This is a genomic window from Streptomyces sp. NPDC046821 (assembly GCF_040645335.1).
In the GTDB taxonomy this organism is placed as follows: Bacteria; Actinomycetota; Actinomycetes; order Streptomycetales; family Streptomycetaceae; genus Streptomyces.
The window spans coordinates 312,319-336,981 of the sequence record NZ_JBEYYB010000006.1; the positions used below are offsets into that span (position 1 = coordinate 312,319).

Below are 24,663 nucleotides of genomic sequence, written 5' to 3' on the forward strand. Positions count from 1 at the left end.
GCGACTACTTCCTGCCGGGCGTCCAGTTCATGCCCCACCCGTAGGCGTAGTCGATGGTGCGCTGCGGGCTCACTCCTCGCTCGGGCACGAGGTAGCGGGCCTCGCGCTGCACCGTCAGATCGCCGCCGTTGTTGGTGATCAGCGCGAGGGCGCACACGGTCGACGGCACGGTGCACTCGTCCAGGGAGAAGTCGATGGCCGCGCCGAACTGCGGCTGGAGCGTGACGGTCGCGTGCAGGTCGGCGAAGCTGCGGGCGCCTTCGTAGATGGTGACGAAGATGAGGATCCGCTTCAGATCGCTCTTGTGGTCGAGGTTGATCGTCAGGTTCTCGCCGGTGGAGATCGCGCCCGTACGGTCGTCGCCGTCGAGGTGGATGTACGGCGGCCGTTGCAGGGCGCCGAAGGCGTTGCCCAGCGCCTGGACGACTCCCTTGCGGCCGTCGGTGAGTTCGTAGAGGGCGCACAGGTCCAGGTCCAGGTCCGAGTGCTGTGCCACGGCCCGGCCCAGCTTGCTGCCCCAGCCCTTGAACTGCTTGCGCACCTCCCAGTTGAGGTTGACGCGCATCGCTCCGGAGGTGCCGCCCTGCTTGGCCAGGGAGACGGACGGGGCCGACTTCGTGAGCGTCACCTTGGTGAGGCGCACCGGCTGCGCGGGCGGCATGGGCGGGGGCGTCGTCACGGGGGCGGCGGCCGGGCGAACCGGAGCAGGAGCGGGGGCGGGAGGAGGCGTCCGGGGTTCGTCGACCGTGATCCCGTAGTCGGTGGCCAGGCCCGCCAGACCGCTGCCGTACCCCTGGCCGACGGCCCGGAACTTCCAGGCGCCCTGACGCCGGTACAGCTCGCCGAGGACGAAGGCGGTCTCCACGCTCGCGTCGGAGCTGTCGTAGCGCGCGATCTCGGCTCCGCTCGACGCGTCGAGCACTCTCACGTAGAGGCCGGGAACCTGCCCGAACGAGCCGCCGTCCGCCGACGCGGCGAGCACCACGTTCTCGATCGTGGGCTCCACGCGCGCGAGGTCGACGGCGATCGTGTCGGTCACCTGGCCGTCGGAGGTGCGCTTGCCCTCGTGCCGGACGGCCCCGGACGCGTGCGACGGCTGGTTGTAAAAGACGAAGTCGGCGTCCGAGCGGACCTTCCCGGAGACGAGCAGCAGCGCGGAGGCGTCCGCGTCCGGCACCCCCGCACCTGAACGCCAGCCCAATTCGACGCGCACGGACGACGCCGGAACGACGACATTCTGACCTTTAGACATTGCCATGTCCGCCCCCTACTGAGATCTCCGGGTTCACGCTCAACTTATTCTCCGCGACGGAAAGCGACGCGAGGACACGTGTTTGACGGTCCCAGGCCAACCACCGGTAACCCCCAAAGACCTGCCCTTACATGATCCATACGTCGAGTGGCGACCGTTTTTGCCAAGTTCGCTCGCATTGGGGATCTCAAGTCACTGCCGAAACGCAAAACAACCCTCTTATCGGTCTCCCCAACCAGCACATCGTGGGCTTAACTTATGTGCCATGACCTCCCCCCGCTCCTCCTATGGCGGCGGCTACTACTCCGCCCCGTCCTTCGCGGACACTCCGATCTACGACTCCCTCGTCGCAGAGCGGGGCACGCCCCAGATCGCTCCGATCCGGGTGCCTGCCATGTACGACACCGGCAGCCATCTGCCGGCCCTTCCCTCGGCGCTTCCCGCACTGCCGGCCGGGCCCTCCGCGCCCGCGCCCCAGTACGGTTACGCCACTCAGCAACAGGCGCCTCTCCAGCACGCTCCGCAGCCGTACATCCCGCAGCAGGCCGCAGCGCCGCGCGGTTACGCGGCAATGCAGCCCCAGCAGCAGCGGCCCATGCAGGGCGCCGGTTACGAGGCCATGCGCCCCGCGGCTCCCCGCCCCGCCGCCGCGCCGTACGAGGATCCGTACAACCGCCAGCAGTATCGCGGGAATTGATCTCCCCGTCATGGGGCCGTCCTCGCCCGCTGGCAGGATGGCCCCATGCCGAACGCCTCCCTCCATTCGATCCACGTCCACCCGCTGAAGTCGGTCCGGGGACACGCGCCGGACGAGGCGGTGGTGGAGCCGTGGGGCCTCGCGGGAGACCGTCGATGGGTACTGATCGACGACTCCGGCACCGTGGTCACCCAGCGTCAGCATCCGCGTCTCGCGCTCACGTCGGCGTCGATACCCGACGGTGACGGCCTGCGTATGGCGGCACCCGGCCGCAGGCCCCTGACCGTTCCGGTGCCCGCGCCCGCGGGGACGACCACGGTGAACATCTTCGGCGACAAGGTCGAGGCCGTGCTTGCCGACGACTCCGCGCACAGCTGGTGGAGCGCGTACCTGGGATCCGACGTCCGGCTCGTCCACCTCGACGACCCCGCGACGCGGCGCCCTGTCGACCCCGAGTACGCCCGTCCTGGCGAGACCGTCAGCTTCGCGGACGGTTACCCCCTGTTGCTCACGACCGTCTCCTCGCTCGACGCCCTCAACTCCCTCATCGCGCAGGGTGATCACTCCGACGAGGGCCCGCTGCCCATGAACCGCTTCCGGCCCAACGTCGTGGTGGACGGCACCCCGCCCTGGGCCGAGGACGACTGGTCACGTATCGCGATCGGCGACGTCACTTTCCGTGTCACGAAAAAGAGCGGTCGCTGCGTTGTCACCACTACGAACCAGACAAACGCGGAGCGTGGCAAAGAGCCGCTGCGGACGCTCGCACGCCACCGTCGCTTCGGTGACCAGCTGTGTTTCGGCACGAACCTGGTCCCCGAGACGACGGGCACGGTCCGGATCGGTGACGCGATCTCGATCCTGGAGTGACTCCGGCCTCTTCGGAGGGAACCCCGAGCCGGGACACGGTCGTTGGAGCACAATGGAAAGGCATGGAAGTCGGGGACCGGCATCGGCCGACGTCGGGAGGGGTGATTTCGCTCTCTCTTCGCCCCACTCACGCGTGAGCCGTGCCGTCCACGGTTAGGACGGACGCGGAAGGGGGTGCTGGCTGTGCGGGCAATCGCCGGACTCTGGCGGTGGCGGCGCAATCCGCTGCGCCGCGCGACCGACCTCGCTGAGGCCTGGATCGCGCTGGCGGCTGTGCTGCTGATCGTCGTGGTCGCACCGCTCATCGGCGTCGCGACAGGGATGCTGGCCGAGGGGGCTCTGCTGCACTCCGTGCAGGAGCAGCGCAAGGGCCGCAGCGAAGTCACCGCCACGGTCTTCCAGAAGGTGGCCCAGCCTCCGCTGGACCCCGACCCCGAGACCGCCACCGCGAGAGACGCGCACAGCCGCGTCGTCGCCGACTGGACGGCACCCGACGGCACGCTGCACCACGGCACGGTGCTCGCGACCCTCAGCAACCCGCGCGCCGGTGACCGGTTCCCCCTGTGGGTCAACGGCACCGGCAAGGTCGTGGGCCGCCCGCTGGACTCGGCGACGGCCACCACCCACGCCGTACTGGCCGGACTCGGGACCGCGGTGGCCGCGGCGGGCCTGGTCGAGGGCACCCGGCGCCTGATCGTCTGGCGCATGGTCCGCCGCCGGTACGACCGCTGGGACCGCGCCTGGGACAAGGCGGGACCCGACTGGGGCCGGACCGGCGCAGGCAGCTGACCGGCAGTTGACCAGCCTTACGCTCCGGTCAACTCGCGTCCTCCGCGCACGCTACGGTGGACCCACCTTCGCCGCGGGGATCGCAGCGAGGACCCGCGTACGACGAGGTGGGGGCACTACACAGCCATGGCACAGGGCACGGTCCAGGTGACGCACACCGGCACGTCGCGGTGGCGGCGCCGCACTGGAGAGTACGCATCGCTCGCCGCGGCCCTGGAGGCCGCGGGTGACGGGGACGTGCTGACCGTGGCGTCGGGCACGTACAGAGAGAATCTCGTCGTCGAGCGCGCGGTCACCCTGCGGGGGCCCGAGGGTTCGCCCGGGTCCGTGCGGATCGCGCCCGTCGACGGGGTGCCGCTGACGGTACGCGCGTCCGCGACCGTCGCCGATCTGCATGTCGAGGGGCAGGACTCGGCGGCCCCCGCACTCCTTGTGGAGGAAGGCGCTCCGGAGTTCTCGGACCTGCGGATCGTGACGCGTTCCGCGGCCGGCATAGAGGTGCGGGGCGGCGCGCGGCCCACCGTGAAGCGCTGCACCGTCGACAATCCCGGCGGCCTCGGCATCGTCGTACTCGACGGCGGGGGCGGGGTGTTCGAGGAGTGCGAGGTCGTCTCGGCGGGGCAGGCCGGTGTGGCCGTGCGGGGTGGGGCGCATCCGCGTCTTGAGCGCTGCCGGGTGCACCACGCGTCGGGTTCCGGACTGTCCGTCACCGGCGAGCACAGCGGCCTGGAGGCCGTCGGCTGCGAGGTGTACGAGGTCAAGGGCACCGGGGTGCAGGTCACCGGGCGCGCGACGGCGCACCTCACGGACTGCGACGTGCACCGCACGACGTCCGACGGGATCACGCTCGACACGGACGCGGTCCTCACCCTCGCCGACTGCCGTATCCACGACGTCCCGGAGAACGCGATCGACCTGCGGTCCCGGTCGGTCCTGACGCTGACCCGTTCGACGGTGAGCCGGTTCGGGCGCAACGGCCTGTCGGTGTGGGACCCGGGCACGCGCGTGGACGCCAACCAGTGCGAGATCCACGACAGTACGGGCGACTACCCAGCCGTGTGGGTGAGCGACGGCGCGGCCGCCGTCCTGGAGTCGTGCCGGGTGCACGACGTGCCGGACGCCCTGTTCGTGCTCGACCGCGGCTCGCGCGTGGACGTCGTCGACAGCGACCTCTCCCAAGTACGCAACACCGCGGTGTCGGTGAGCGACGGAGCCACCGCCCAGCTCGACGACTGCCGGATCCGCGAGGCGGCGACGGGCGCCTGGTTCCGTGACCACGGGAGCAGCGGCACCCTCGCCAACTGCAGTGTCGACGGCGTCCAGACGGGCGTCATCGTCACCAAGGGCGCCGACCCGACGATCGAGCGCTGCACGGTCAGCTCCCCCACCGAGGCCGGCTTCTACGTGTCGGCGGAGGGCCGCGGCGCCTTCCACGGCTGCCGCGTCACCGGCAGTGAGGGGTACGGCTTCCACATCATCGACGGCTGCCGCACGACGCTCAAGAAGTGCCGTACGGAACGGTGTTCGCGCGGCGGGTACGAGTTCGCCGAGGACGGGCCGGTCGTCGAGGAGTGCACGAGCGACGAGAGCGGCGGGGTCCGTCCGGCGAGTACGACCGCACTGGCCGCGCCCGCCGTACAGACGGCCACCCAGACCGTGGGCCTGCTCAGCGCCCTGCCCGACCAGCGGACGGTGCCGGCGGCGCCCCCGGTGGAGACGCCGTCCACCACGCGTACGTCGGCGGACGTGCTCGGTGAACTCGACACGCTGGTGGGCCTGGACAGCGTCAAGCGCGAGGTGCGGGCGCTCACGGACATGATCGAGGTGGGCCGGCGCCGGCAGCAGGCGGGCCTCAAGGCGGCCTCCGTCCGGCGCCACCTGGTGTTCACCGGCTCCCCCGGCACCGGCAAGACGACCGTGGCACGCCTGTACGGCGAGATCCTCGCCTCGCTCGGCGTCCTGGAGAACGGCCATCTCGTCGAGGTGTCGCGCGTCGACCTGGTCGGCGAGCACATCGGCTCGACGGCCATCCGCACCCAGGAAGCGTTCCAACGCGCCCATGGTGGCGTCCTGTTCATCGACGAGGCGTACGCGCTGTCGCCCGAGGACTCCGGGCGTGACTTCGGCCGTGAGGCCATCGACACGCTCGTGAAGCTGATGGAGGATCAGCGCGACTCGGTCGTGGTCATCGTCGCGGGCTACACCGCCGAGATGGAGCGCTTCCTCACGGTCAACCCCGGTGTGGCCTCCCGTTTCTCACGCACCATCACGTTCTCGGACTACGAGCCCGAGGAGCTGCTGCGGATCGTGGAGCAGCAGGCCGACGAGCACGAGTACCAGCTGGGCGAGGGCGCGTCCGAGGCCCTTCTGAAGCACTTCACCGCGCTACCGAAGGGCCCCGCGTTCGGCAACGGCCGTACGGCGCGCCAGACCTTCGAGTCGATGGTGGAGCGCCACGCGGGCCGGGTCGCCCAGCTCGCCGAGCCGACGAAGGACGACCTGACCCTGCTCTACGAGGCGGACCTGCCCGAGCTGCCCTGAGTCTCCGTGGGCTCGCCGTCCGGGCGCTGACCGGGGACCTCCGGACGGAGCCGGGCGAGCAGGCGGGCCCGCTCCTCGGCGAAGACCGGGTCGGCCTGGTAGTCGGAGTGGCCCAGGATCGGCGCGGGCAGCGGGTGTTGCTCGGTGCGGCCGTAGGCGAGGGGGTCCTTGAGGGGCTCGTGGTCGACCAGCGGGCCGCAGTCGCCGGGCAGCCGGATGGGGCCGCCGATGGGGTCGGTCATGCGGTACAGGTTGCGCCAGCAGTCGGCCTCGCGGTGCAGGGCGGTGAGCGCGGCGGGGCCGAAGTAGGCGGGGAACCAGCGGCCGTAGAGCCGCTCCAGGGGTGAGCCGTAGGTGAGCAGGGCGACGCGGCGGCGGACCGTGGGGTGCAGCTGCCAGGCCGCGGCGGCGGCGAGGACGCTGCCCTGGGAGTGGCCCGACAGGACGAGGCGGCCGCCGGTGGTGCGGGTCCAGGTGGCCATGCGCCAGGTCAGGTCGGGCACGGCGCGCTCCGCGTAGCAGGGCGGTGCGAAGGGGTGCGCGGCGCGCGGCCAGAACGTGCCGACGTCCCACAGGATGCCGATCGTGCGGCGGGCCGACGCGTCTCGGTAGGCGCGCCGCCCCCACGTGACGAAGAGGATGAAGCCGAGGCCGATGAGCCAGGAGCCCATCGCCTGCGCCGTCTGGGCGGCGCCCTCCACGATGCCGTACGAGCCCTGCGCCGCGCGGCCGGGGACCTGGTGGGTGATCCAGGCTCCGACGAGTGCCCCTGCGCCGAGGAAGAGGGTCACGCTGGACAGGACGCCGATGATCATGGGGGCCTGGTCGGTGAGGGCGGCACGGGCGCGGGTGCCGGCGATGGCGCTCGTGCGGGCGGCGTCCACAGGTTCGCCGGGGTAGTCGGTGGCGACGGTGGCGGCTTCCTCGCGCTTGAGGCGCAGGGTGCGGCGGGCGAGGATCGCGAAGACCACGGCGAGGGCGACCAGGAGCGGCGGGATCACGGAGGCCTGCCAGGACAGCAGGACGGGCGGGCCGGTGAGGATGTCGCCGGCGCCCGGGGTGCCCGGACCGTCCAGCCAGTCGGCGACGCGCTGGGCGACTCCGCCGGTCATCACGCCGCCGAGTGCGCACGCGAGCATCGCGGTGGCGGGGCCGCCGAGGCCGCGCAGGGCCGCCCGGGACTCGCGCTTGCGGCGGTGGATGTCGTGCGCGACCAGGGCGAGGATCACGATCAGCGCGCCCTGGACGAGGACGATCCCGCCGAACATCGCGTCGCCGGGCAGGCGGCCGTGGGACCGCCACTCGGGGCGTGACCAGCCGGCGTAGAGGAGGGTGAGGGCGAGGAGGGTGAGGGCGGCCTCGGGGAGCCGGCCCACGAGGGCGTCGACGGTCTCGTCGATCGTGTTCTCGCTGCGTCCCCTGCGGCACACCACCCAGATGACGAAGACGGCGCCGACGACGAGTGCCACGTCGAGGATCCGGCCGAGCACGTCGAGGAGCACGGGGCCACCGCGCTCGCTGTCGAACCGGGCGGCAGCGGTGCCGACGACGGCCGCCACGGTGAGCAGACCGGCGGCGGTGTGCGCGGCACGCAGCCGGGCGACGAGCCGGCGCCCGTACCAGAAGCCCGGCCTGCCGAGCGCCGTGGTCGGGTCCTCCTCGTCGGGGTCGGGCTGGTGCGGCACGGGCTGCTGGGACTCGTACGCGTACCAGGTGCGGCGGGAGAGGTACCAGAGGAGCGTGGTCAGCGCGGTGGGGACGGCGGCGGCGAGGGCGAGGCGGCGGCCGGGCTGGCTCCACCAGCCGCCGTGTCCCTGCGCGTCGACCGACAGGAAGCCGAGCCACGAGTGGTGCCGGGCGCACGCGTGCGTGCCCGCGCACTGCCAGGCCGCCAGGTCGAGTGCCACCTCACAGGCCGCGCCGACAAGGAGGACAGTGAGGGTGAGGCCCGCGAGGCGCAGCAGCAGGCCGTACGCGCGTACCGCCCGAGTGCGGCTGTGGGCGTCGGGGCGCATCCAGTGGGCGAGGTTGACCACCATGAACGGCAGCAGCAACAGCCACAGGGCGCGCGAGCCGTTGCCGGAGGTGAGGTTGCACCAGACGTAGGCCTCGGGGACGGGTTTGCCCCGGTAGTCCTCGGGTCGTTGTTCCGCGTCCACGTCTTCGGCGCGGCGGTAGACCGCGGCCGTGTCGTCGCCGGAGACCCGGACCGTGCGCGGGTCGTCCAGCATCTGCGCGGGGGTGGTGCCCCCCACGCCGTGGACCAGTAGTTCGAGGGCGGTCTCGTCCGCCCGGTCGTCGCGCTCCACCGCTCTGTCCCCCCGGATGACGTGCGCATGTGCTGTTTCCTTCCAGAATCCAGGCACCGGGCCTCCGCGCACAGCCCCCGTCACCGAATCTCCTCCATCCGTGCGACCGCTTGTCATACATGCACGCGAACGGGTGGTGGTCCGGGGGTCGGTGGTGCGTGCGAGGATGTGGCGACCGTGGACGGATGTGGCAAGGAGAAGGGATCCGACAGGACGTGAGCGAGAATCAGAACCTCCTCGCGGAGCAGCGCCGGGCCCTGATCCTCGACGAGGTGCGGCGCCGCGGCGGCGTCCGGGTCAACGAACTGACGCGCAAGCTGGGTGTCTCGGACATGACCGTCCGCCGCGACCTCGACGCCCTCGCCCGGCAGGGCGTCCTGGAGAAGGTGCACGGCGGTGCGGTGCCGGTGGTCGAGGCCAGTACGCACGAGCCGGGTTTCGAGGCGAAGTCGGGCCTTGAACTCAGCGCCAAGGAGGACATCGCGCGGGCGGCGGCGGCCCTGGCGGTGCCGGGCACGGCCATCGCGCTGTCCGGCGGTACGACGACGTACGCGCTGGCGCACCATCTGCTCGACGTGCCGGACCTGACGGTGGTGACCAACTCGGTGCGGGTGGCCGATGTGTTCCACGGTGCGCAGCGCACGTCGGGGCAGCGGCCGGGTGCGGCGACGGTGGTGCTGACGGGTGGCGTGCGGACGCCTTCGGACTCGCTGGTGGGGCCAGTCGCGGACCAGGCCATCGCGGCGCTCCACTTCGACGTGCTGTTCCTCGGTGTGCACGGCATATCGCTGGAGGCGGGGCTGTCGACGCCGAACCTCGCGGAGGCGGAGACGAACCGGCGGCTCGTGCAGTCCGCGCGCCGTGTCGTCGTGGTCGCGGACCACACCAAGTGGGGGACGGTGGGCCTGAGTTCGTTCGCTTCGCTCGACCAGGTGGACACTCTGGTGACGGACGCCGGGCTGCCCGTCGAGGTGCGTGCGGAGATCTCCGAGGAGCTGCGGCTCGTCATCGCGGGTGAGCCGTCCGGCACCAGTACAGACAACTGACAGACCGTCAGCTATGGTGACCGCTGACCGAACCACCGTCCGAATTCCTCTTGGGGGCTGAACGTCCATGGCACGCCGACTGACGCCCGTGGGGCTCGACTTCACCGAGACCGCGCCGCTGCGCCTGGTCTTCGCCCGTGAGGTGGCCGCCCCGCCGCATGCCGTGTACCAGGCGCTCGCCGAGGACGTGGCGGGCTGGCCCGAGTGGTTCTCCGCGGTCACGCAGGCTCGTCCGACGAACGACGGCGCGGGGCGCGAGGTGCACCTCATGGGCGGCACGCGCATGAGCGAGACGATCCTCGCCGCCGAGCCCGACGAGCGGTACGCGTACCGGGTGGACGAGACGAACGCACCCGGCGTGCGAGCCCTGGTCGAGGAGTGGCGGCTCACGCCGTCCGGCGGCGGCGGGACGCATGTGCAGTGGACGATGGCGGCCGACGGCGCCGCTCCGTTCCGGGTGGCTCTGCGGATCGGCCGCGCGGGCGTCGGCCACTCCTTCCGCAGCGCGGTGTCCGCGCTCGACCGCCGGATCGCGGCCAAGTCCCGTGATCCGAAGGCGGGTTAGGAGCTCGGCCACTTGCCCGTCGTGAGCAGGGTCTCGATGGCCCGGGTGTACGGGGCGATGTCCAGGCCCTGTTCGGCGAGCCACCGGTCGGAGTAGTACTTGTCGAGGTAGCGGTCCCCCGGGTCGCAGAGCAGGGTGACGACGCTGCCGGTGCGGCCCTCGGCGACCATCTCGGAGACGATCTTCAGCGCGCTCCACAGGCCCGTGCCGGTGGAGCCGCCCGCCTTGCGGCCGATGGCTCCCTCCAGGGCGCGCACGGCGGCGACGCTCGCCGCGTCCGGCACCTTCATCATGCGGTCGATCGCGCCGGGTACGAAGCTCGGCTCCATACGCGGCCTGCCGATGCCCTCGATACGGGAGCCGCAGTCGGTCGTGACGTCCGGGTTGCCGGTCGTCCAGCCCTCGAAGAAACAGGAGTTCTCGGGGTCGGCGACGCAGATGCGGGTGTCGTGCTGCATGTAGTGGACGTACCGGGCGATGGTCGCGGAGGTGCCTCCGGTGCCGGCGGTCGCGACGATCCAGGCGGGCTCGGGGTAGCGCTCCAGGCGCAGCTGCCGGTGGATCGACTCGGCGATGTTGTTGTTGCCGCGCCAGTCCGTGGCGCGCTCCGCGTACGTGAACTGGTCCATGTAGTGGCCGCCGGTCTCGACGGCGAGGCGCGCCGACTCGTCGTACATCGTGCGGGAGTCGTCGACGAAGTGGCAGCGGCCGCCGTGGAATTCGATGAGGCGGATCTTCTCGGTGCTGGTGGTGCGGGGCATCACGGCGATGAAGGGCACCCCGATGAGCTTCGCGAAGTACGCCTCGGAGACGGCGGTCGAGCCGCTGGACGCCTCGATGACGGGGCGGCCGGGGCGGATCCAGCCGTTGCACAGGCCGTAGAGGAAGAGGGAGCGGGCGAGCCGGTGCTTGAGGCTGCCGGTGATGTGGGTCGACTCGTCCTTCAGGTACAGGTCGATGCCCCATGCCTCGGGGAGCGGGAAGCGCAGGAGGTGGGTGTCGGCGGACCGGTTGGCGTCGGCCTGGACCTTGCGCACGGCCTCCTTCAGCCAGCTCCGGTACGCGGTGTCGGTGTGGTCCACGTCGAGCGTGTCCAGCGTGGCTGACGGGTTCTGCTGAGGGGTGCTCACCGTATGGCTCCTTCGCGTCGTTCGGCGCGCCGGTCCGACGCCGGCCCCGACCCGGCCGCAAGCGTTCACGACCCGTTGGACGCCCCGATCATAAACACCTTCCGCACGCTTCTCACCTGCATAAACATGCCTTTGAGCAAGTCAAAGGAAGGCCTGTCCCCCGTCACACTGGTACGGGCGCCCGCATGGGGGCAGACTGCACAACGGGGCCGGTCGGAGCTCCGGACGAGAGGGGGCGCAGCGACAATGGCGGAGCCGGAGTTCACGGCGACGGGTGTGCGCATCGGGCGCCTCCTTCGCTCACTCACCCGGGCGGGTGAGGTCCGTATCAAAGGTGGCCGTCTCGAGCTGCTCACGAGTTATGGCAGCGAGATCGACAGCGCGCCGCTGAAGGACGTGCGGGCCGGCAAGGCCTGGTTCGCGCCCGGCGACCGTGCGCTCGCCGATGTCGGCGGCAGGCGCTACCTGCTGAAATACGGCGCCGACCACGACGCTGCGACGGCGCTCCCGCGTCTCGGCGGCTCGAACGGGCCCTCCACGACCCGGCGTTTCGTCGAGGCGGTGCGCAGGGCGCGCGGCCGTCTGTCGTAAGCGGCGCGTACGACACGGCCTCGTCCGCGAGTTGCGAGCGCCCGACCCCTGAGTCACTCTGGTCACACATCACTACTCAGGGTTTACCGGCGATAACGCTGCGAACCAGCCCGCCGGACACGCAGCAGGCGGGCCCCGACGCGCGTCACACGGCCCTCTGCTGGATCGGTACTCCGCCTTCTTCCGGACCTTCAATTCGGGGAGTCGCAGCCGTGATCACCAACCCCAGCAGGCACTGCACGGTCGAGCTCCAGGCCATGCCGTCCCGGATCAGCCAGATCCGCCGCATCATCGCGGCGCAGTTGCGTTACTGGCATCTGGCTCCGCTGATAGACCCGGCCGTCCTCGGCGTGACCGAGTTGCTCACCAACGTCCACCGGCACGCCGGGCCCGACAAGATGTGCACCGTCGAGATCGAGCTGCACCTCGACCGGCTCACGGTGTCGGTGCACGACCACGATCCGCATCTGCCGCAGGAGTGCGACGCCGACCCGCTCGCGACCTGCGGCCGGGGCCTGGCCCTGGTCGCCGCCGTCAGCGAGAGCTGGGGCGTGCGGGAGCGGGGCGAGCGCGGCAAGGTCGTCTGGTTCACGCTCGCCGTGCCGTCGCCGGCGACCGCTCTGCCGCCGTGTCCCGAGTACCGGGTCGAGGACCCGTTCCCCGAGTTCCTCGAACTGGATGCGCCCGTGGACCGCGAGACGGCCCGACATGCTCCCGCCCGGTCGGCCGTTGCCGGCTGACCGGGCGGTGACCACCACTAGGTAGGTCACTCAATCGCAGGGAGCAGCGCCTGGAGTCCGGCCGCGATGCTGATGTCTTCGGCGAGACCGACGGCCGACGCGAGGACGGCCACGACGCTCGCCTCGACGAGCGTGGCCGCGGTGACCTGGTGGCGGGAGGTACCGAGGGCACGCAGCAGCGCGTTCTCGCGGGTGCGTTGGCCGACGACGATCGCGGGTGAACCGCCCGGCCTCGAAGCCGACGCTCACGCCGTCCAGGGCACGGACCGCGGTGTCGCCGGTGCCGTAGGCCTTCGCGGCGTCGACGACACGGGCCGCGGTCCGGGTGCGGTGGCGGTGGTCAGGCCGCACCGCCCCTGGTACGGCCGAACTCCTCGTTCAGGACGGAGAGCCGGCGCCAGTACTCGTCCTCGTCGATCTCGCCCGCGGCGAAGCGGCGGCCGAGGACGGCGATGGGCGAGGACTCGTCGACGGCGGGCCGCCAGGGGCCGCGCCGGCCGCGCCCGCGCCACACGGTGCGGCGCAGCAGGGTGACGACGCCGATGACGACGGCCGCCCAGATCAGGGGGAAGAAGAGGATCCACGGGCCGGGCCCGCCGTCCCAGTTCGCCAGAGTCTGCATGAGAGTCATCTCCTCGGACGTGGTGTCCTACGTTTTCTCGATGACTCGAGACTCGCCCCGGCAGGGGGTCGAAGTCGTCGTACGGCAAGCGGCAGCGCGCGTACCCCCACGGGAGTACGCGCGCTGCGTCCGGTCTGCTCCAGGCGCCGCCCGGCCTACTCGGCCTGGGCGGTTCCGGCCTGGGTGGTGCGGCCGTCGTGGTGGACGGGGCCGGCGGACGCCACGACCGCCGTCGGCACCGGCGAGAAGATCGGGTACATGAGCCGGTTGGACAGATAGGCGAAGAGCGGCCCGAGCGCGTTCATCGCGACGACGCAGACCCAGGCCGCCCAGATGTTGCCCGGCTTGAAGCCGAAGCCGCCGAAGAGCGTGGCGAAGTAGCTGGCGAAGCCGAAGAACATGCCGGGGATCAGCGAGAACGCCTTGAGCCTGCCCGTGTACATCAGGAGCGTGTTGATGACGATGATGATCAGGGCGAGGACCGCGTTCTGGGCGATCTGGCTGTCGCCGAACGCCGTGCCCACGTGCTGGTCGATGAACACGATGATCAGGGCGAAGGTGGAGCCGGCGGGCATCGTGCGCCACAGCCTGCCGGCGTTCGTCCAGCTCGGCCCGCCGAGCGCGAAGACGGCCGCCCAGGAGATGAAGATGGCCCAGGGCGGGAGATGGAGCGCGGTGCCTCCGATGAACGCCGTGGTGCCGGCGAGTATGGAGGCGACGATTTCGTGGTTGAGGCGTTCGCGCATGGGTTTTTCCTCTGCTGGAGTCGGGTGGCAGAGCGCGGTGCCGTGCGGAGGCATGTGGGGGCATGTGGGGGCATGTGGGGGGACTGGAAATCCGGGTGATGCTCAGTGGATCAGGAGTTCGCTGGTCCTGGTCGTGCGTGCCACCACCTTTCCCGCCTTGATGACGTGGGCGCGTTCGGGCCGGTCGAGGACGATGTCGTCGTAGACCTGGGTGTCGAGGACGACGAGGTCGGCGCGGGCTCCGGGGCGTACGCCGTAGTCGCCGTCGAGGCCGACGACGCGGGCCGCGTCGTGCGTGACCATGCGCAGCACGCGGTGGAGGTCGGCGGGCCCGGACAGATGGCCGGTCTGCGCGAGGAGGAGCGCCGTGTCCAGCGGGTCGGCGCGTCCGAAGGGCGTGAAGGCGTTGCGGACGTTGTTGGAGGAGATGGCCGCGAGCACGCCGTGGTCCCAGAGTTCGCGCACCGGGGCGACTCCTCGCCGGATCGCGTGGGTGTCCTTGCGGCCGCTGAGGTGGAGGTCCGTCGCCGGGAGCGGGACGACCGCGACGCCCGCGTCGGCGAGGGCCGCCATCGCCCGCGCGCGGTCCGCGGGCACCCGGCCGCCGAGCGAGGTCATGTGACCGAGCGCCACCCGTCCGCCCAGCCCCCGTCGCGCGGTCTCCACGGCGATGAACTCGGCCAGCGCGTACCGCGGATCGGAGTCGTCGTCGGCGAAGTCGGCGTGCAGGTCGGCCGGTACGCCGTGCTCCGCGGCGAGGTCGAGGACGAGTTCGACATGGCGGCGGCAGTCCTCGAGGGTGGCCTCGTTGTATGTGCAGCCGCCGATCACGTCCGCGCCCGCCACCAGGGCAGCGACCAGCAGCTTCTCGGTCCCCGGCGACTTGAGCACGCCCTCCTGCGGGAAGGCGACGATCTGGAGGTCCACGACGTGGCGGTACTCGGCGCGCAGCTTGAGCAGCACCTCGACGCCCATGAGGCCGGCGATCGGGTCGACGTCAGGGTGGGCGCGGATCACGGTCGTGCCGTTGCGGACCGCCGACTCCAGGACGCGACGCGCCCGTGCCTCGACATCGGCGTGCGTGAACGCGCTCTTGAGTTCGCCGGTCACGGCGATGGCCCCGGCGAGCGTCCCGTCCGGGTTGTGCTTCACGCCGTCCAGGAGGGCCTTGTCGAGGTGCAGGTGCGGTTCGACGAAGCCGGGCAGGACGACCCGGCCCGCACAGTCGATCACCTCGTCGGCGTCCTGGCCCGAGGCGTCCCCGACGGCCCGCACCCGGCCGCCGTCGATGACCACGTCGCAGACCGACCGGCTGTCCTCGACGCGCGCTTGACGCAGTATCAGTTGTGTCATGCCGTGCTCCCGTTGCGTGGGTGTGCCGGGGCTGGGATGTGGTGCGGCAGAGCGGGTGCGGGGGGTGAGGGTGGCCGGGACCGGCCTTGTGGGACCGGTCCCGGGTGGGGTCATCAGCCGGGGAAGTCTGCCTTGCGGATGAGGCAGTGGACGCCCTGGACCTGGTCGACGACCTGCGAGATCTCGAAGTCGGCGGCAGCGCTGAGGTAGGCGTAGGCGGCGACGCTGTCCATGCCGAAGCGGTCGGTGAGGAAGCGGACGGCGGCCCGGACGGCGGAGCGCATCGCCTCGTTCAGGTCCTCGTGCAGGCCCACGGGGATCCAGTGCTGGTCGGTCTCGCCGAACGGGTGCTGGAGCGTCTCGGAGGCCGCGCGGGCCTTCTGGCCCTTGAGGAGACTGAGCTTGAACGTGCCGCGCAGCGGCGCCTCCAGGGCGGTGAGGGCGACTTCGCCGTTGCCTTGCGCGTAGTGCGGGTCGCCGGTGTAGAAGCCCGCCCCTTCCGTCTGGACGGGCAGGTACAGCGTGGAGCCCGTGCCGAGTTCCTTGATGTCGAGGTTGCCGCCGTGGCGTCCCGGCGGCACGGTGTGCTGCCGGTCGTCCGTGTCGGTGGCGACGCCCATGATGCCCATGAAAGGCCGCAGCGGGAACCGGGCGGACCGGTCCTCTCCGTAGCGGATCACACCGATGTCCCGGCCGCCCTGGCGCTCGACCTCGCAGAACGTGAACTCCGGCCCTGTGCAGGCGAACTGGTCGGGTAGGGCGCCGCGCCCGTGCCGGCTGGAGATGACGCCGTAGTCGGCGCGCAGGTGCAGGGACAGCACCTCGACCTTGAGGAGGTCGCCGGGTTCGGCGCCCCTGATATGGACGGGCGCGGTGATGACGTGCGGGCCGTCCTCCTCGGGGTCGCGGGGCGGCGGGGTCTTCGCCAGCAGGCGGGCGTCGGTGAGGACGTCGGTCGAGGCGACGCCGTATCCGCCGAAGAAGGCCGCCGGGTCGCGGCCCTGGTCCTCCAGGATGCCCTCGTGCGAAACGGTGTCGAAGGTGACGCTGTCTCCGGAGTCGATGGTGAACGCCGGGTCGGTGCCGCGGCAGGGCAGCCGCCCCCAGCCGACGGACTCCGGAGTGGCCCGCACATAGTGCTTGCCGTCGATAGGTCCCTGTCCCGCTTCGAGTATCACTGCGGCCTCCTGCCGTGACGGTGCCGTTGAGGGTTCTGCGGTGGGTCCAGCGCTTGGGTTCTGAGATCGGTGCTCAGGTCGGTACGGAGGTGGTCAGGATCGGGGTGCGGCCGAGCCAGGTGCCGCCGTCGCCGGCCAGTGCTTCCGCGAGGCGGGGCGGTGAGGTGATCAGCACCTGGCGGTCGGGGCCGCCGGCCAGGAAGTCGAGGGCGGCCCGGATCTTGGGGCCCATGCTGCCCGCCGGGAACTGGCCCTCGGCCAGCAGCCGTTCGGCGTCGGCGGGTTCGATGCGGTCGAGGAAGCGCTGGGTGGGACGGCCGTAGTCGACGGCCACGCGGTCCACGCCGGTGGTGATGACGAGCAGCTTCGCGTCGAGTTCGGCCGCGAGGAGCGCCGAGGTCAGGTCCTTGTCGACGACGGCTTCGACGCCCCGGCAGCCGTCGGAGCCGTGGTCCACGACCGGGATGCCGCCGCCCCCGCCCGCGATGACGGTGTGTCCGGCCGAGGACAGCGCCCGTACGGCGTCCGTCTCCAGGACCCGCTTCGGGCGGGGCGACGGGACGACGCGGCGCCAGCCCCGGCCGGCGTCCTCGGCGACGGTCCAGCCGTGGGCGGCCGCCAGCTCCCGGGCCTTGTCCTCGGGGTAGAAGGCGCCGATGGGTTTCGTGGGCCGGCCGAACGCCTCGTCCTCGGCGTCGACCACGGTGTGGGTGATCAGCGCGGCGACCCGGTCCGGGTCCCGGCCGAGGGACCGGAGCCGGCCCGCGATCGCGTTGGCCAGAATGTGCCCGAGGCCGCCCTGCGAATCGGCCACGCACATGTCCAGGTCGAGGGTGGGCAGTTCGGGGTCGAGGGCCTGCGCGAGGTCGGCCCGGCGTTTGATGATGCCGACCTGCGGGCCGTTGCCATGGGTGACCACGACCCGCCATCCCGCGTCGGCGAGCGCCACGACGGGAGTGGCCAGGCTCCGGGCGGCCGCCACCTGCACTTCGACGGTGGGGCTCGTTCCGTCCGGCAGCAGTGCGTTGCCGCCGATGGCGACCACCGCTGTCCCGCTCACGGTTCGGGGAGTCATGCGGTCACCGTAGAAGCGCCGTCGAGAACCGGTCATGGGCACCGGACGCCAGGATGGACGGCTCCCGGTTGACACCCGCTGACAAGTGGCGCCGCGTGCGCCACAGGAAACAGAGAAGTTACGCCCAGGGTATTACGGGTGACTCCGAGCTGTCGCATAGTGACTGTGCATGACAGGCATCGGTATCGGTTCGGCCCGGAGTGTCCCCTTCGACCTCTCCCCCGGTCTGACGGTGAGTGAGGCGCTGGCTCTGCCCTGCCTTCGCGGCGCGCGTCTGGTCGCCGGGGCGAAGGGCCGTGGGCGCCGCATCCACGTCGTCAACATCATGGAAGTCCCGGACATCGTGCGCTGGATGCGGGGCGGTGAACTGCTCCTGACCACCGCGTACGCCGTCCGTGACGACGCGGAGGCGCTGAGCGCGCTGATCCCCGTACTCGCGGAGCGCGGGCTCGCGGCGCTGGCCGTGAAGGTGGGGCCCTATCTGCCGGCGCTGCCACCCGTGATGCTGGCGGTGGCTGACGAACTGGGATTCCCGATCGTGGAGTTGCCGGGCGCGGTCATGTTCAACGACATCCTGTCCGAGGTGCTCGGCACCGTGCTGAACCGGCAGGCCCTGGAGCTGGAGCGGTCACGCTCCATCCACGAGCGGCTGACGGCGGTGGCTCTGGACGGGGGTTCCTATCAGGAGCTGATGAACGTCCTCCTGGAGCTGTCCGGTTGTGCGGCGGCGGTGCGCGACGAACAGGGCTGGATCCTCGCCTCCGCGGGCTCGCCGCCCTCGGACGTGGCGCCCGCCGCCGAGCGCGCCATCGAGACGGGCACCGGAGCGAGCGGTTCCGTGGCGTTGTGGAGCAGTGACAGCGAACCCGGACCGGGTCTCGGCGACCCGGCGCAGCCGTCCCTCCCCGAGCTGGAGAACCACCAGCGGATGGCGCTGGAGCACGCCACGACCGTCGCGGCCACCATCGCCGCCCAGGAGCGCGCCCTGGCGAGCCGTCAGCAGCGGTACCGCACCCTGCTCCTGATGGAGCTGGTGTCGCGCCCGCCGCGCGACCGTGCCGAGACCGCGCGCCGGGCCGCCGCCATGGGCTGGAACCTGCGCCTGGCGCGCGCGGTCGTCCTCGTAGAGGTCGCCTCGACGGGCGCGGGCGGGCCAGCCGACACCGAACTCGCCCTGGAGGAGAGACTCCTGCCCCTCGTACGGTCGGCCGCGGGGCCGGACGCGATCATCTGGGGGAGCCAGAGCGGCCTCGTCCTGCTGATGGAACCCGGGACGTCGCTCACCGGCCGATGTCAGACCCTGCACGCGGCGGTCACCGCCGCCCATCCCGACTGGGACGTGGCCGTCGCCGCCGGGACCGTCCGGGAGGACTTCACCGACTACCACCACAGTTACGAGGAGGCGTCGGAGACCCTGACGCTCGGCCGGGAACTGCACGGCCCCGACTTCGTCCGCAGCTACGCGGACCTGGGCGTGTACCGGCTCCTCGGGCAGCTCCCCGCGGCGGAGCTGGAGGCGCTCGTCGAGGACGCGCTCGGGCCGCTGCTCGCGCACGACGCGGAGCACGAGGGCAACCTCGTCGAGACGCTGAGCGTGTATCTGCTCCAGGACCGCAACGGCGTGACCACCGCGTCCCGGCTGCACATCCACTACAACACCCTGCGCTACCGGCTGCGGCAGATCGACCGGCTCACCGGCGGTCTGGAGCGCAGGCCGACGGCCCGGCTCCAGACCGAACTGGCGGTCTACGCACTCCGGTTGCTCTGGGCCCGCGACCGGCGCTGACCGGGCACTGCATCGGCCGTGCCGGTCGCCACCGCGCTCCCGCGGCGGCGCAGCTCCCCGATCGACAGGAGCAGATACAGCACCATTCCGGACACCGGCAGGGCGTGCCACAGCTCGTCGTCGAGCACGACGCCCATGTAGACGTTGATCGCGAGCCCGCCGAAGTAGGCGACGACGGCTCGGACGTTGACGCGTGGGACGCGGTCGAGGTCGACGTCGTAGCGGCCCCTGCGCAGCACGAAGTAGTCGACGATGAGGATGCCGGGGATCAGCGGGATCGCGTACCCGAGGTAGCCCAGGTATTCGAGGAAGGCGCTCAGAATGCCTTCGCGCAGGCCGTAGTAGGCGAGGGCGGCACCCATCGCGCCCGCGAGCACGTTGACGACGAGGCGGGGCAGGTTCAGGGCGGTGCGGCCGGCGAGGCTGGCCGCGTACATGTTGTTCACCTCGTGCGGGAAGCCCTGGACGAAGACGGCTACGGCGGCGAGTCCGGCCACGCCGACGGCGGCGAACGCGTCGCCCATGTTCCCGAGGCCGACGCCGAGGCCGATGAGGATGCCGAGCAGGTTGAAGCCGAAGTTGCCGACGACGAACTCCGCGACGGTCGTCGTGTAGACCGTGGAGCGGCTGCGGCCGAAGCGCGTGATGTCGGGCGTGACCGTCGCGCCGGTCATCCACTTGCTGACACCGAGCGCGAACATCGTCAGCGCGCTCATCTCGCCCGCCCGCGCGGGGTCGTTGCCCACGATCTCGGCCAGACCGCCCGCGTGCCGCACGGTGGCGACGACGGCGATGACGACGGTCACCAGCATGAGCGGCACGCTGATCCGGCCCACCCAGGTCAGGCCCTTGTTGAAGCCCACGACGGACAGGGCCGTGTACACGACGCTGAGGCCCAGGCAGTACACGAGTCCGATCACCGGCGTCTCACCGCCCGGAAGCACCCCCGCGGTGATGCCGGTGCTGTAGCCGACGAATCCGGCGGAGAGCACCGCGATGACCAGCGAGGGCAGCCTGCTGCCGTCCCTGCCGAACGTGAGCCGCAGCCCGGTCGCGGTCGTCACCCGCTCCCGCTGTCCCATCAGGCCGCACAGGACCGAGATCGCGCAGACCACCAGGGACGAGCCCAGGGAGATCAGGACGCCGGTCCAGAAGGGGAAGAACAGGCCGAGCGACATTCCGTAGAGCAGGTCGGTGGCGGACACGGTGAAGCCCATCCGCACCAGCGTGATGGACAGGGTCGAGCGGCGTTCGGACTCCGGAAGCCGGGAGGCCGCGTAGTCCTCCGTCGCCGCGACGGCACGTGAGGTGCGTGGCATGGGATTCCTCCTCGCGAGCGAAGCCACATGCTCCGTTCCGGCGCCGCCTCGCGTCATTGTCAGCATGTGCCGGTAAATCCGTGACGGGTTCGGCACACCGAGCCATGCTCCGCGCCCCCGGCGGGTGCCTACAGTCGCGGTCATGGTGCTGCGAAACGCCGTGCACAAGGACCTGTACGCCGACTCCGTCGCCCTCATGAGGGTCGCCGCACGCCTGGCCGAGCCGCCGGGCGTCGAAACGGCGAGCCTCGTCATGGGCACCCCAGCCAACCAGGACGTCCTGGCCCGGTCGGAGCTGCTGACCGACGAGGGCCGGTCGGCCGGACCCAACGACCTGCTCGTCGCCGTCCGCGGCGCCCCCGACGCGGTGGACGCCGCCCTCGCCCAGGTGGTGGAGGCGCTGACCGCCGGCGAGGGACCGGGCGCCGCGGGCGACTCCGGCGCGGCCGCGGGGCCCGCCGTGCGCTCCCTCGCGGGCGCGCCACCCGGCGCGAGTCTCGCCCTGATCTCCACCCCCGGCCAGTACGCGGCCGCCGAAGCCCTCAAGGCGCTGCGCCTCGGGATGCACGCCTTCATCTTCAGCGACCACGTGCCGGTCGAGCAGGAGGTGGCCCTGAAGCAGGAGGCCGCGCGCCGCGGGCTCCTCGTGATGGGGCCGGACTGCGGAACGGCCGTCATCAGCGGTGTCCCGCTGGGCTTCGCCAACGAGATACGCCCCGGCTCCGTCGGCATGGTGGGCGCGTCCGGCACGGGACTTCAGCAGGTGTCGAGCCTGCTGCACTCCATGGGCGCGGGCGTCAGCCATCTGATCGGTACGGGAAGCCGTGACGTGAGCGTGGACGTGGGCGGGCTCACGATGCGGGCGGGGCTCGACGCCCTGGCCGCGGACCCGGCGACGGAGGTGATCGTCCTGGTGTCCAAGCCGCCCGCCCCGCAGGTGGCCGAGCAGTTGCTGCGGCACGCCGGGACGCTGGGCAAGCCCGTCGTGGCCTGCTTCCTCGGCACGGACGAGTCCGCGCCGACGCCGGCCGGCGTCACGCTCACGCCCACTCTGTCGGAGGCCGCGCGGGTCGCCGCGTCCCTCGCCACCGGGGCGGCCGTCCCCGACGAGGAGCTGCCGAAGGTGTCCGCCCCGGCCGCGCCGCGCCGGCTGCTGCGCGCCCTGTACGCGGGCGGCACGTTCGCCCACGAGGCCGTCTGCCTGCTGACGCCCGTACTCGGTGACATCACGCGCACCGCTCCCCCACCCGTTCCGGGCTCCCTCCCGGCTCTGCCCGAGAGTCACCTCGTGCTCGACCTCGGCGACGACGAGTTCACCGAGGGCCGGCCGCACCCGATGATCGACCCGACGGTGCGCACCGCGTATCTGAAGGCGGCGCTCGCCGATCCGACGACGGCCGCTGTCGTCCTCGACGTGGTCATCGGGCACGGTGCCGCGCAGGACCCTGCGGCGGCTCTCGCGGGCGCGCTCGCGGAGGCTCCCGCCGACGCTCCGCCCGTGATCGCGTTCGTCGTGGGCACCGACGCCGACCCGCAGGGCCTCACCGCGACGCAGCGGATCCTGCGCGACGCGGGCGCCCATGTCGTCGACAGCAGCACGACCGCCGCGCGGGTGTGCGCCGGTCTGCTGTCCGACGACGGCGACCTGGTGCTCACCCCCGCCGCCTCCCGGATCGGAGACACCGCATGACCACGCAGGCCGTCCCCGCACAGCGCGTCCCCGCGGAGGCCGCTCCCGCGCAGGGCCTCCTGACCGCCGTGCCGCACGTCGTGAACGTCGGTGTCGACGCCTTCGCCGGACCGCCACGGGCCGCCGGAGCGACGGTGACCTCCCTGGAATGGCGCCCGCCGGCGTCCGGCGACACGGAACTCGGCGCGAAGCTCGCCCGGCTCGTGGCGCACCCGGCCGTCGAGGCGGCCAACGCGACGGCGCTCGAACGGATCCTGGGCGTCGTCCCCATGTGGACGGACGTCCGCCCGGCCGGTGAGCTGATCCCCGAACTGGCCGAGGAACGGCTGCTGTTGCACGCCGGTCCGCCCATCGCGTGGGAGGACATGTGCGGCCCGATGCGGGCCGCCGTCGTCGGCGCGGCCCTCCTTGAAGGCTGGGCGGCCACCCCGGAGGAAGCGGAGACCCTCGCGGGCTCGGGAGCGATCCGCTTCGCGCCCTGCCATCACTACGACGCGGTCGGCCCGATGGCGGGCATCATCTCCGAGACCATGCCGCTGCTCGTCGTCGAGGACGAGGCCACGGGCCTGCGGTCCTACTCCAACCTCAACGAGGGCCAGGGCCGCTGCCTGCGCTACGGGGCACTCGGCGACGACGTCATGACACGGCTCCGCTGGATGGGCGAGCGGCTCGGCCCGGCGCTCCGGGCGGCGCTCGGCTCACTGACCGAGCCGGTGAACCTGCGCTCGGTCACCGCGCAGGCCCTCCAGATGGGCGACGAGTGCCACAGCCGCAACACCGCGGCGAGCGCCCTGCTCACCCGCGAACTCTCGGCGGCCCTCGCCCGCCACGCGGACATCGGCGGCATCGAGGCGCTCGACTTCCTGCGCGACAACAACTACTGGTTCCTCAACTTCTCCATGGCGGCAAGCAAGTTGGCGCTCATGGCCGGACACGGGGTGCCCCACTCCACCGTCGTGACGACGTTCGCCCGCAACGGCGTCAAGGTCGGCATCCGCGTCAGCGGCCTCGACGACGCCTGGTTCACGGCGGACGCCGCGCCCGTCGACGGCTTGTACTTCGCCGGGTACGGGCCTGAGGACGCCAACCCCGACATCGGTGACAGCGCCATCACGGAGATGCACGGGCTCGGCGGCTTCGCGCTCGCCGCCGCCCCCGCGATCGTCGGCTTCGTGGGCGGCACGCCCGAAGGGGCCCGCCAGGTCAGCCAGGACATGGCGACGCTCACGGTCGGCCGGCACCGCGACTACCGGCTCCCGGGCCTCGACTTCGTCGGAAGCCCCGTCGGTCTCGACATCCGCAAGGTCGTCGACACGGGCCTCGAACCGGTCGTCACCACGGGCATCGCCCACCGCGAGCCGGGCATCGGCCAGATCGGCGCGGGCCTCACCCACGCCCCGATGCGCTGCTTCACGGACGCGCTGCGGGCCTTCGAGGAGCCGCCGGAGCAGGAGGGGTGACGCACGCGACCGCGCGCGTGCACGGGGGTTCGGTCAGTGCGGTGGTCGCTCCCCTCGTGCGGGGCCCGTTCCGGCGGGCCCGCGTGGTCGCCGTCACGCGGTACGCGGTCCATCTCGCCACCGGGGACGCGGAGTTGCCGGCGCTCGCCGTCGTGACGCGCGACGCGATCCGCCTGCCGAACGCGTGCGTGGTGCCGTTCTCCTCGGTGGAGCAGCCGCTGGACGTGCTGACTTCGGCGGGAGGGTCGGCCGGGGCCCGCCGCGCCGGATTCGGGGTGGGCCGCATCGTCGTCGGGTCGCTCGGCGTCGAGCCGGGGGCGTCCTGGACACCGCCCCGTGTCCAGGGCGCCTCCTCCCCGCCGGACCCCGAACTCGTCGAGCGGGCGGGCGCGTTGCTCGACTCTTGGGCTCAGCCGGTGCCTCCGGCGCTGGTGACGGGTCTCGCCGACCTGCGTGCCGCTCTCGCGGAGGGCAGGGAGCGCGTCGGGCCGGCCGCTCACGCGCTGGTCGGGCTGGGTCCCGGTCTCACGCCGTCGGGGGACGACGTTCTGTGCGGGGCGCTGTTGGCGAGCCGCGTGTGGGGTGGACCCCTCGGCGCGCTCTCCGACGCCGTCGCGGACGCCGCCCGGCGTACTCCGCTGCTCTCGGCGGCGCTGCTGCGGCACGCGGTGCGGGGTGAATGCGTGGCGCAGGCGCGGGAGTTCCTGCGTGCGCTGTGCGGGGAGGGTTCGCTGGACGACGCCGCGCGGGGGCTGCTGGCGGTGGGGCATCACTCGGGAGGGGATCTGGCTCGGGGGGTGCTGGCGGTGGGGGGGCGGGCGCGGGCTTATGGGGCTGTGCGCTGACGCGGGGCCTCGTCTAAAAGGGTCCCGTGCGCCAGCCGCTGGCGCCCGCCCCTCAAGCC

At 71.9% G+C, this 24,663-nt stretch carries 21 protein-coding genes and 1 pseudogene; 12 read left to right on the plus strand and 10 right to left on the minus strand.

All coding sequences use genetic code 11. The annotated features are described in order from the left end of the window. Nucleotides 1-4: 4 nt before the first annotated feature. A complete protein-coding gene (locus tag ABZ893_RS14410; protein ID WP_361402109.1) occupies nucleotides 5-1,252 on the minus strand; it encodes a TerD family protein in 1,248 nt (415 codons plus the stop codon). Nucleotides 1,253-1,517: 265 nt separating this feature from the next. On the opposite strand from ABZ893_RS14410, the gene ABZ893_RS14415 reads away from it, so the two are divergent. From ABZ893_RS14415 to ABZ893_RS14430, 4 genes are all read left to right on the plus strand, one after another. Beyond that, entirely contained in the window at nucleotides 1,518-1,949 is a 432-nt protein-coding gene (locus ABZ893_RS14415; RefSeq protein WP_361402112.1) for a DUF6643 family protein, read from the plus strand. A gap of 45 nt (nucleotides 1,950-1,994) precedes the next feature. Beyond that, entirely contained in the window at nucleotides 1,995-2,819 is an 825-nt protein-coding gene (locus ABZ893_RS14420) for an MOSC N-terminal beta barrel domain-containing protein (protein ID WP_361402114.1), read from the plus strand. A 174-nt stretch (nucleotides 2,820-2,993) separates the two neighbouring features. Beyond that, the gene (locus ABZ893_RS14425; RefSeq protein WP_361402116.1) at nucleotides 2,994-3,608 is read left to right on the plus strand and encodes a hypothetical protein; all 615 of its coding nucleotides are present in this window, start codon (nucleotides 2,994-2,996) and stop codon (nucleotides 3,606-3,608) included. A gap of 126 nt (nucleotides 3,609-3,734) precedes the next feature. Then, complete coding sequence (locus tag ABZ893_RS14430) at nucleotides 3,735-6,149, plus strand: right-handed parallel beta-helix repeat-containing protein (RefSeq protein ID WP_361402119.1); 2,415 nt, start codon at nucleotides 3,735-3,737, stop codon at nucleotides 6,147-6,149. Here ABZ893_RS14430 and ABZ893_RS14435 read toward each other — a convergent pair. Then, the gene (locus ABZ893_RS14435) at nucleotides 6,119-8,458 is read right to left on the minus strand and encodes a hypothetical protein (RefSeq protein WP_361402122.1); all 2,340 of its coding nucleotides are present in this window, start codon (nucleotides 8,456-8,458) and stop codon (nucleotides 6,119-6,121) included. The two genes, ABZ893_RS14430 and ABZ893_RS14435, sit on opposite strands and share 31 nt — an antisense overlap. A gap of 215 nt (nucleotides 8,459-8,673) precedes the next feature. On the opposite strand from ABZ893_RS14435, the gene ABZ893_RS14440 reads away from it, so the two are divergent. Then, nucleotides 8,674-9,504, plus strand: coding sequence for a DeoR/GlpR family DNA-binding transcription regulator (locus tag ABZ893_RS14440; protein WP_361402125.1), 831 nt, complete (start codon nucleotides 8,674-8,676; stop codon nucleotides 9,502-9,504). 67 nt (nucleotides 9,505-9,571) lie between these two features. Next, complete coding sequence (locus ABZ893_RS14445) at nucleotides 9,572-10,069, plus strand: SRPBCC family protein (protein WP_361402128.1); 498 nt, start codon at nucleotides 9,572-9,574, stop codon at nucleotides 10,067-10,069. Here the strand turns inward: ABZ893_RS14445 and ABZ893_RS14450 are convergent. After that, a complete protein-coding gene (locus ABZ893_RS14450) occupies nucleotides 10,066-11,199 on the minus strand; it encodes a PLP-dependent cysteine synthase family protein (protein WP_361402131.1) in 1,134 nt (377 codons plus the stop codon). The two genes, ABZ893_RS14445 and ABZ893_RS14450, sit on opposite strands and share 4 nt — an antisense overlap. Nucleotides 11,200-11,445: 246 nt before the next feature. On the opposite strand from ABZ893_RS14450, the gene ABZ893_RS14455 reads away from it, so the two are divergent. Continuing rightward, the gene (locus tag ABZ893_RS14455) at nucleotides 11,446-11,790 is read left to right on the plus strand and encodes a hypothetical protein (protein WP_361402134.1); all 345 of its coding nucleotides are present in this window, start codon (nucleotides 11,446-11,448) and stop codon (nucleotides 11,788-11,790) included. Between the two features lie 212 nt (nucleotides 11,791-12,002). Beyond that, nucleotides 12,003-12,530: an ATP-binding protein gene (locus ABZ893_RS14460; protein WP_361402136.1), complete on the plus strand. Its 528-nt coding sequence runs from the start codon at nucleotides 12,003-12,005 to the stop codon at nucleotides 12,528-12,530. A 32-nt stretch (nucleotides 12,531-12,562) separates the two neighbouring features. On the opposite strand, the pseudogene ABZ893_RS14465 reads toward ABZ893_RS14460, so the two are convergent. From ABZ893_RS14465 to arcC, 6 genes and pseudogenes are all read right to left on the minus strand, one after another. Then, nucleotides 12,563-12,751, minus strand: a pseudogene (locus ABZ893_RS14465) (FtsX-like permease family protein); the annotation flags it as partial. 119 nt (nucleotides 12,752-12,870) lie between these two features. After that, nucleotides 12,871-13,152, minus strand: a complete 282-nt coding sequence (locus ABZ893_RS14470) for an SHOCT domain-containing protein (protein WP_361402139.1) — start codon at nucleotides 13,150-13,152, stop codon at nucleotides 12,871-12,873. A 155-nt stretch (nucleotides 13,153-13,307) separates the two neighbouring features. After that, complete coding sequence (locus ABZ893_RS14475; RefSeq protein ID WP_361402142.1) at nucleotides 13,308-13,898, minus strand: DUF1097 domain-containing protein; 591 nt, start codon at nucleotides 13,896-13,898, stop codon at nucleotides 13,308-13,310. Between the two features lie 102 nt (nucleotides 13,899-14,000). Next, nucleotides 14,001-15,251, minus strand: coding sequence for an amidohydrolase family protein (locus tag ABZ893_RS14480; RefSeq protein WP_361402145.1), 1,251 nt, complete (start codon nucleotides 15,249-15,251; stop codon nucleotides 14,001-14,003). Nucleotides 15,252-15,364: 113 nt separating this feature from the next. Then, nucleotides 15,365-16,429: an acetamidase/formamidase family protein gene (locus tag ABZ893_RS14485; protein WP_361402148.1), complete on the minus strand. Its 1,065-nt coding sequence runs from the start codon at nucleotides 16,427-16,429 to the stop codon at nucleotides 15,365-15,367. 73 nt (nucleotides 16,430-16,502) lie between these two features. Next, a complete protein-coding gene (gene arcC, locus ABZ893_RS14490; protein WP_361402151.1) occupies nucleotides 16,503-17,504 on the minus strand; it encodes a carbamate kinase in 1,002 nt (333 codons plus the stop codon). 169 nt (nucleotides 17,505-17,673) lie between these two features. Between arcC and ABZ893_RS14495 the strand changes: the two genes are divergently transcribed. Then, nucleotides 17,674-19,290, plus strand: a complete 1,617-nt coding sequence (locus tag ABZ893_RS14495) for a PucR family transcriptional regulator ligand-binding domain-containing protein (protein ID WP_361402154.1) — start codon at nucleotides 17,674-17,676, stop codon at nucleotides 19,288-19,290. On the opposite strand, the gene ABZ893_RS14500 is transcribed toward ABZ893_RS14495, so the two are convergent. Then, a complete protein-coding gene (locus tag ABZ893_RS14500) occupies nucleotides 19,251-20,609 on the minus strand; it encodes a cytosine permease (RefSeq protein ID WP_361402156.1) in 1,359 nt (452 codons plus the stop codon). The genes ABZ893_RS14495 and ABZ893_RS14500 overlap by 40 nt on opposite strands. 142 nt (nucleotides 20,610-20,751) lie before the next feature. Between ABZ893_RS14500 and fdrA the strand changes: the two genes are divergently transcribed. From fdrA to ABZ893_RS14515, 3 genes are read left to right on the plus strand one after another with little or no spacing between them, the layout of a single operon-like run. Continuing rightward, the gene (gene fdrA, locus ABZ893_RS14505; RefSeq protein ID WP_361402159.1) at nucleotides 20,752-22,299 is read left to right on the plus strand and encodes an acyl-CoA synthetase FdrA; all 1,548 of its coding nucleotides are present in this window, start codon (nucleotides 20,752-20,754) and stop codon (nucleotides 22,297-22,299) included. Then, on the plus strand, nucleotides 22,296-23,759 hold the full coding sequence (locus ABZ893_RS14510) for a DUF1116 domain-containing protein (protein ID WP_361402162.1): 1,464 nt from the start codon (nucleotides 22,296-22,298) through the stop codon (nucleotides 23,757-23,759). The genes fdrA and ABZ893_RS14510 overlap by 4 nt, the downstream gene beginning before the upstream one ends. Further along, entirely contained in the window at nucleotides 23,756-24,604 is an 849-nt protein-coding gene (locus ABZ893_RS14515; RefSeq protein ID WP_361402164.1) for a DUF2877 domain-containing protein, read from the plus strand. Before ABZ893_RS14510 ends, ABZ893_RS14515 begins: the two co-directional genes overlap by 4 nt. Nucleotides 24,605-24,663: the final 59 nt, after the last annotated feature.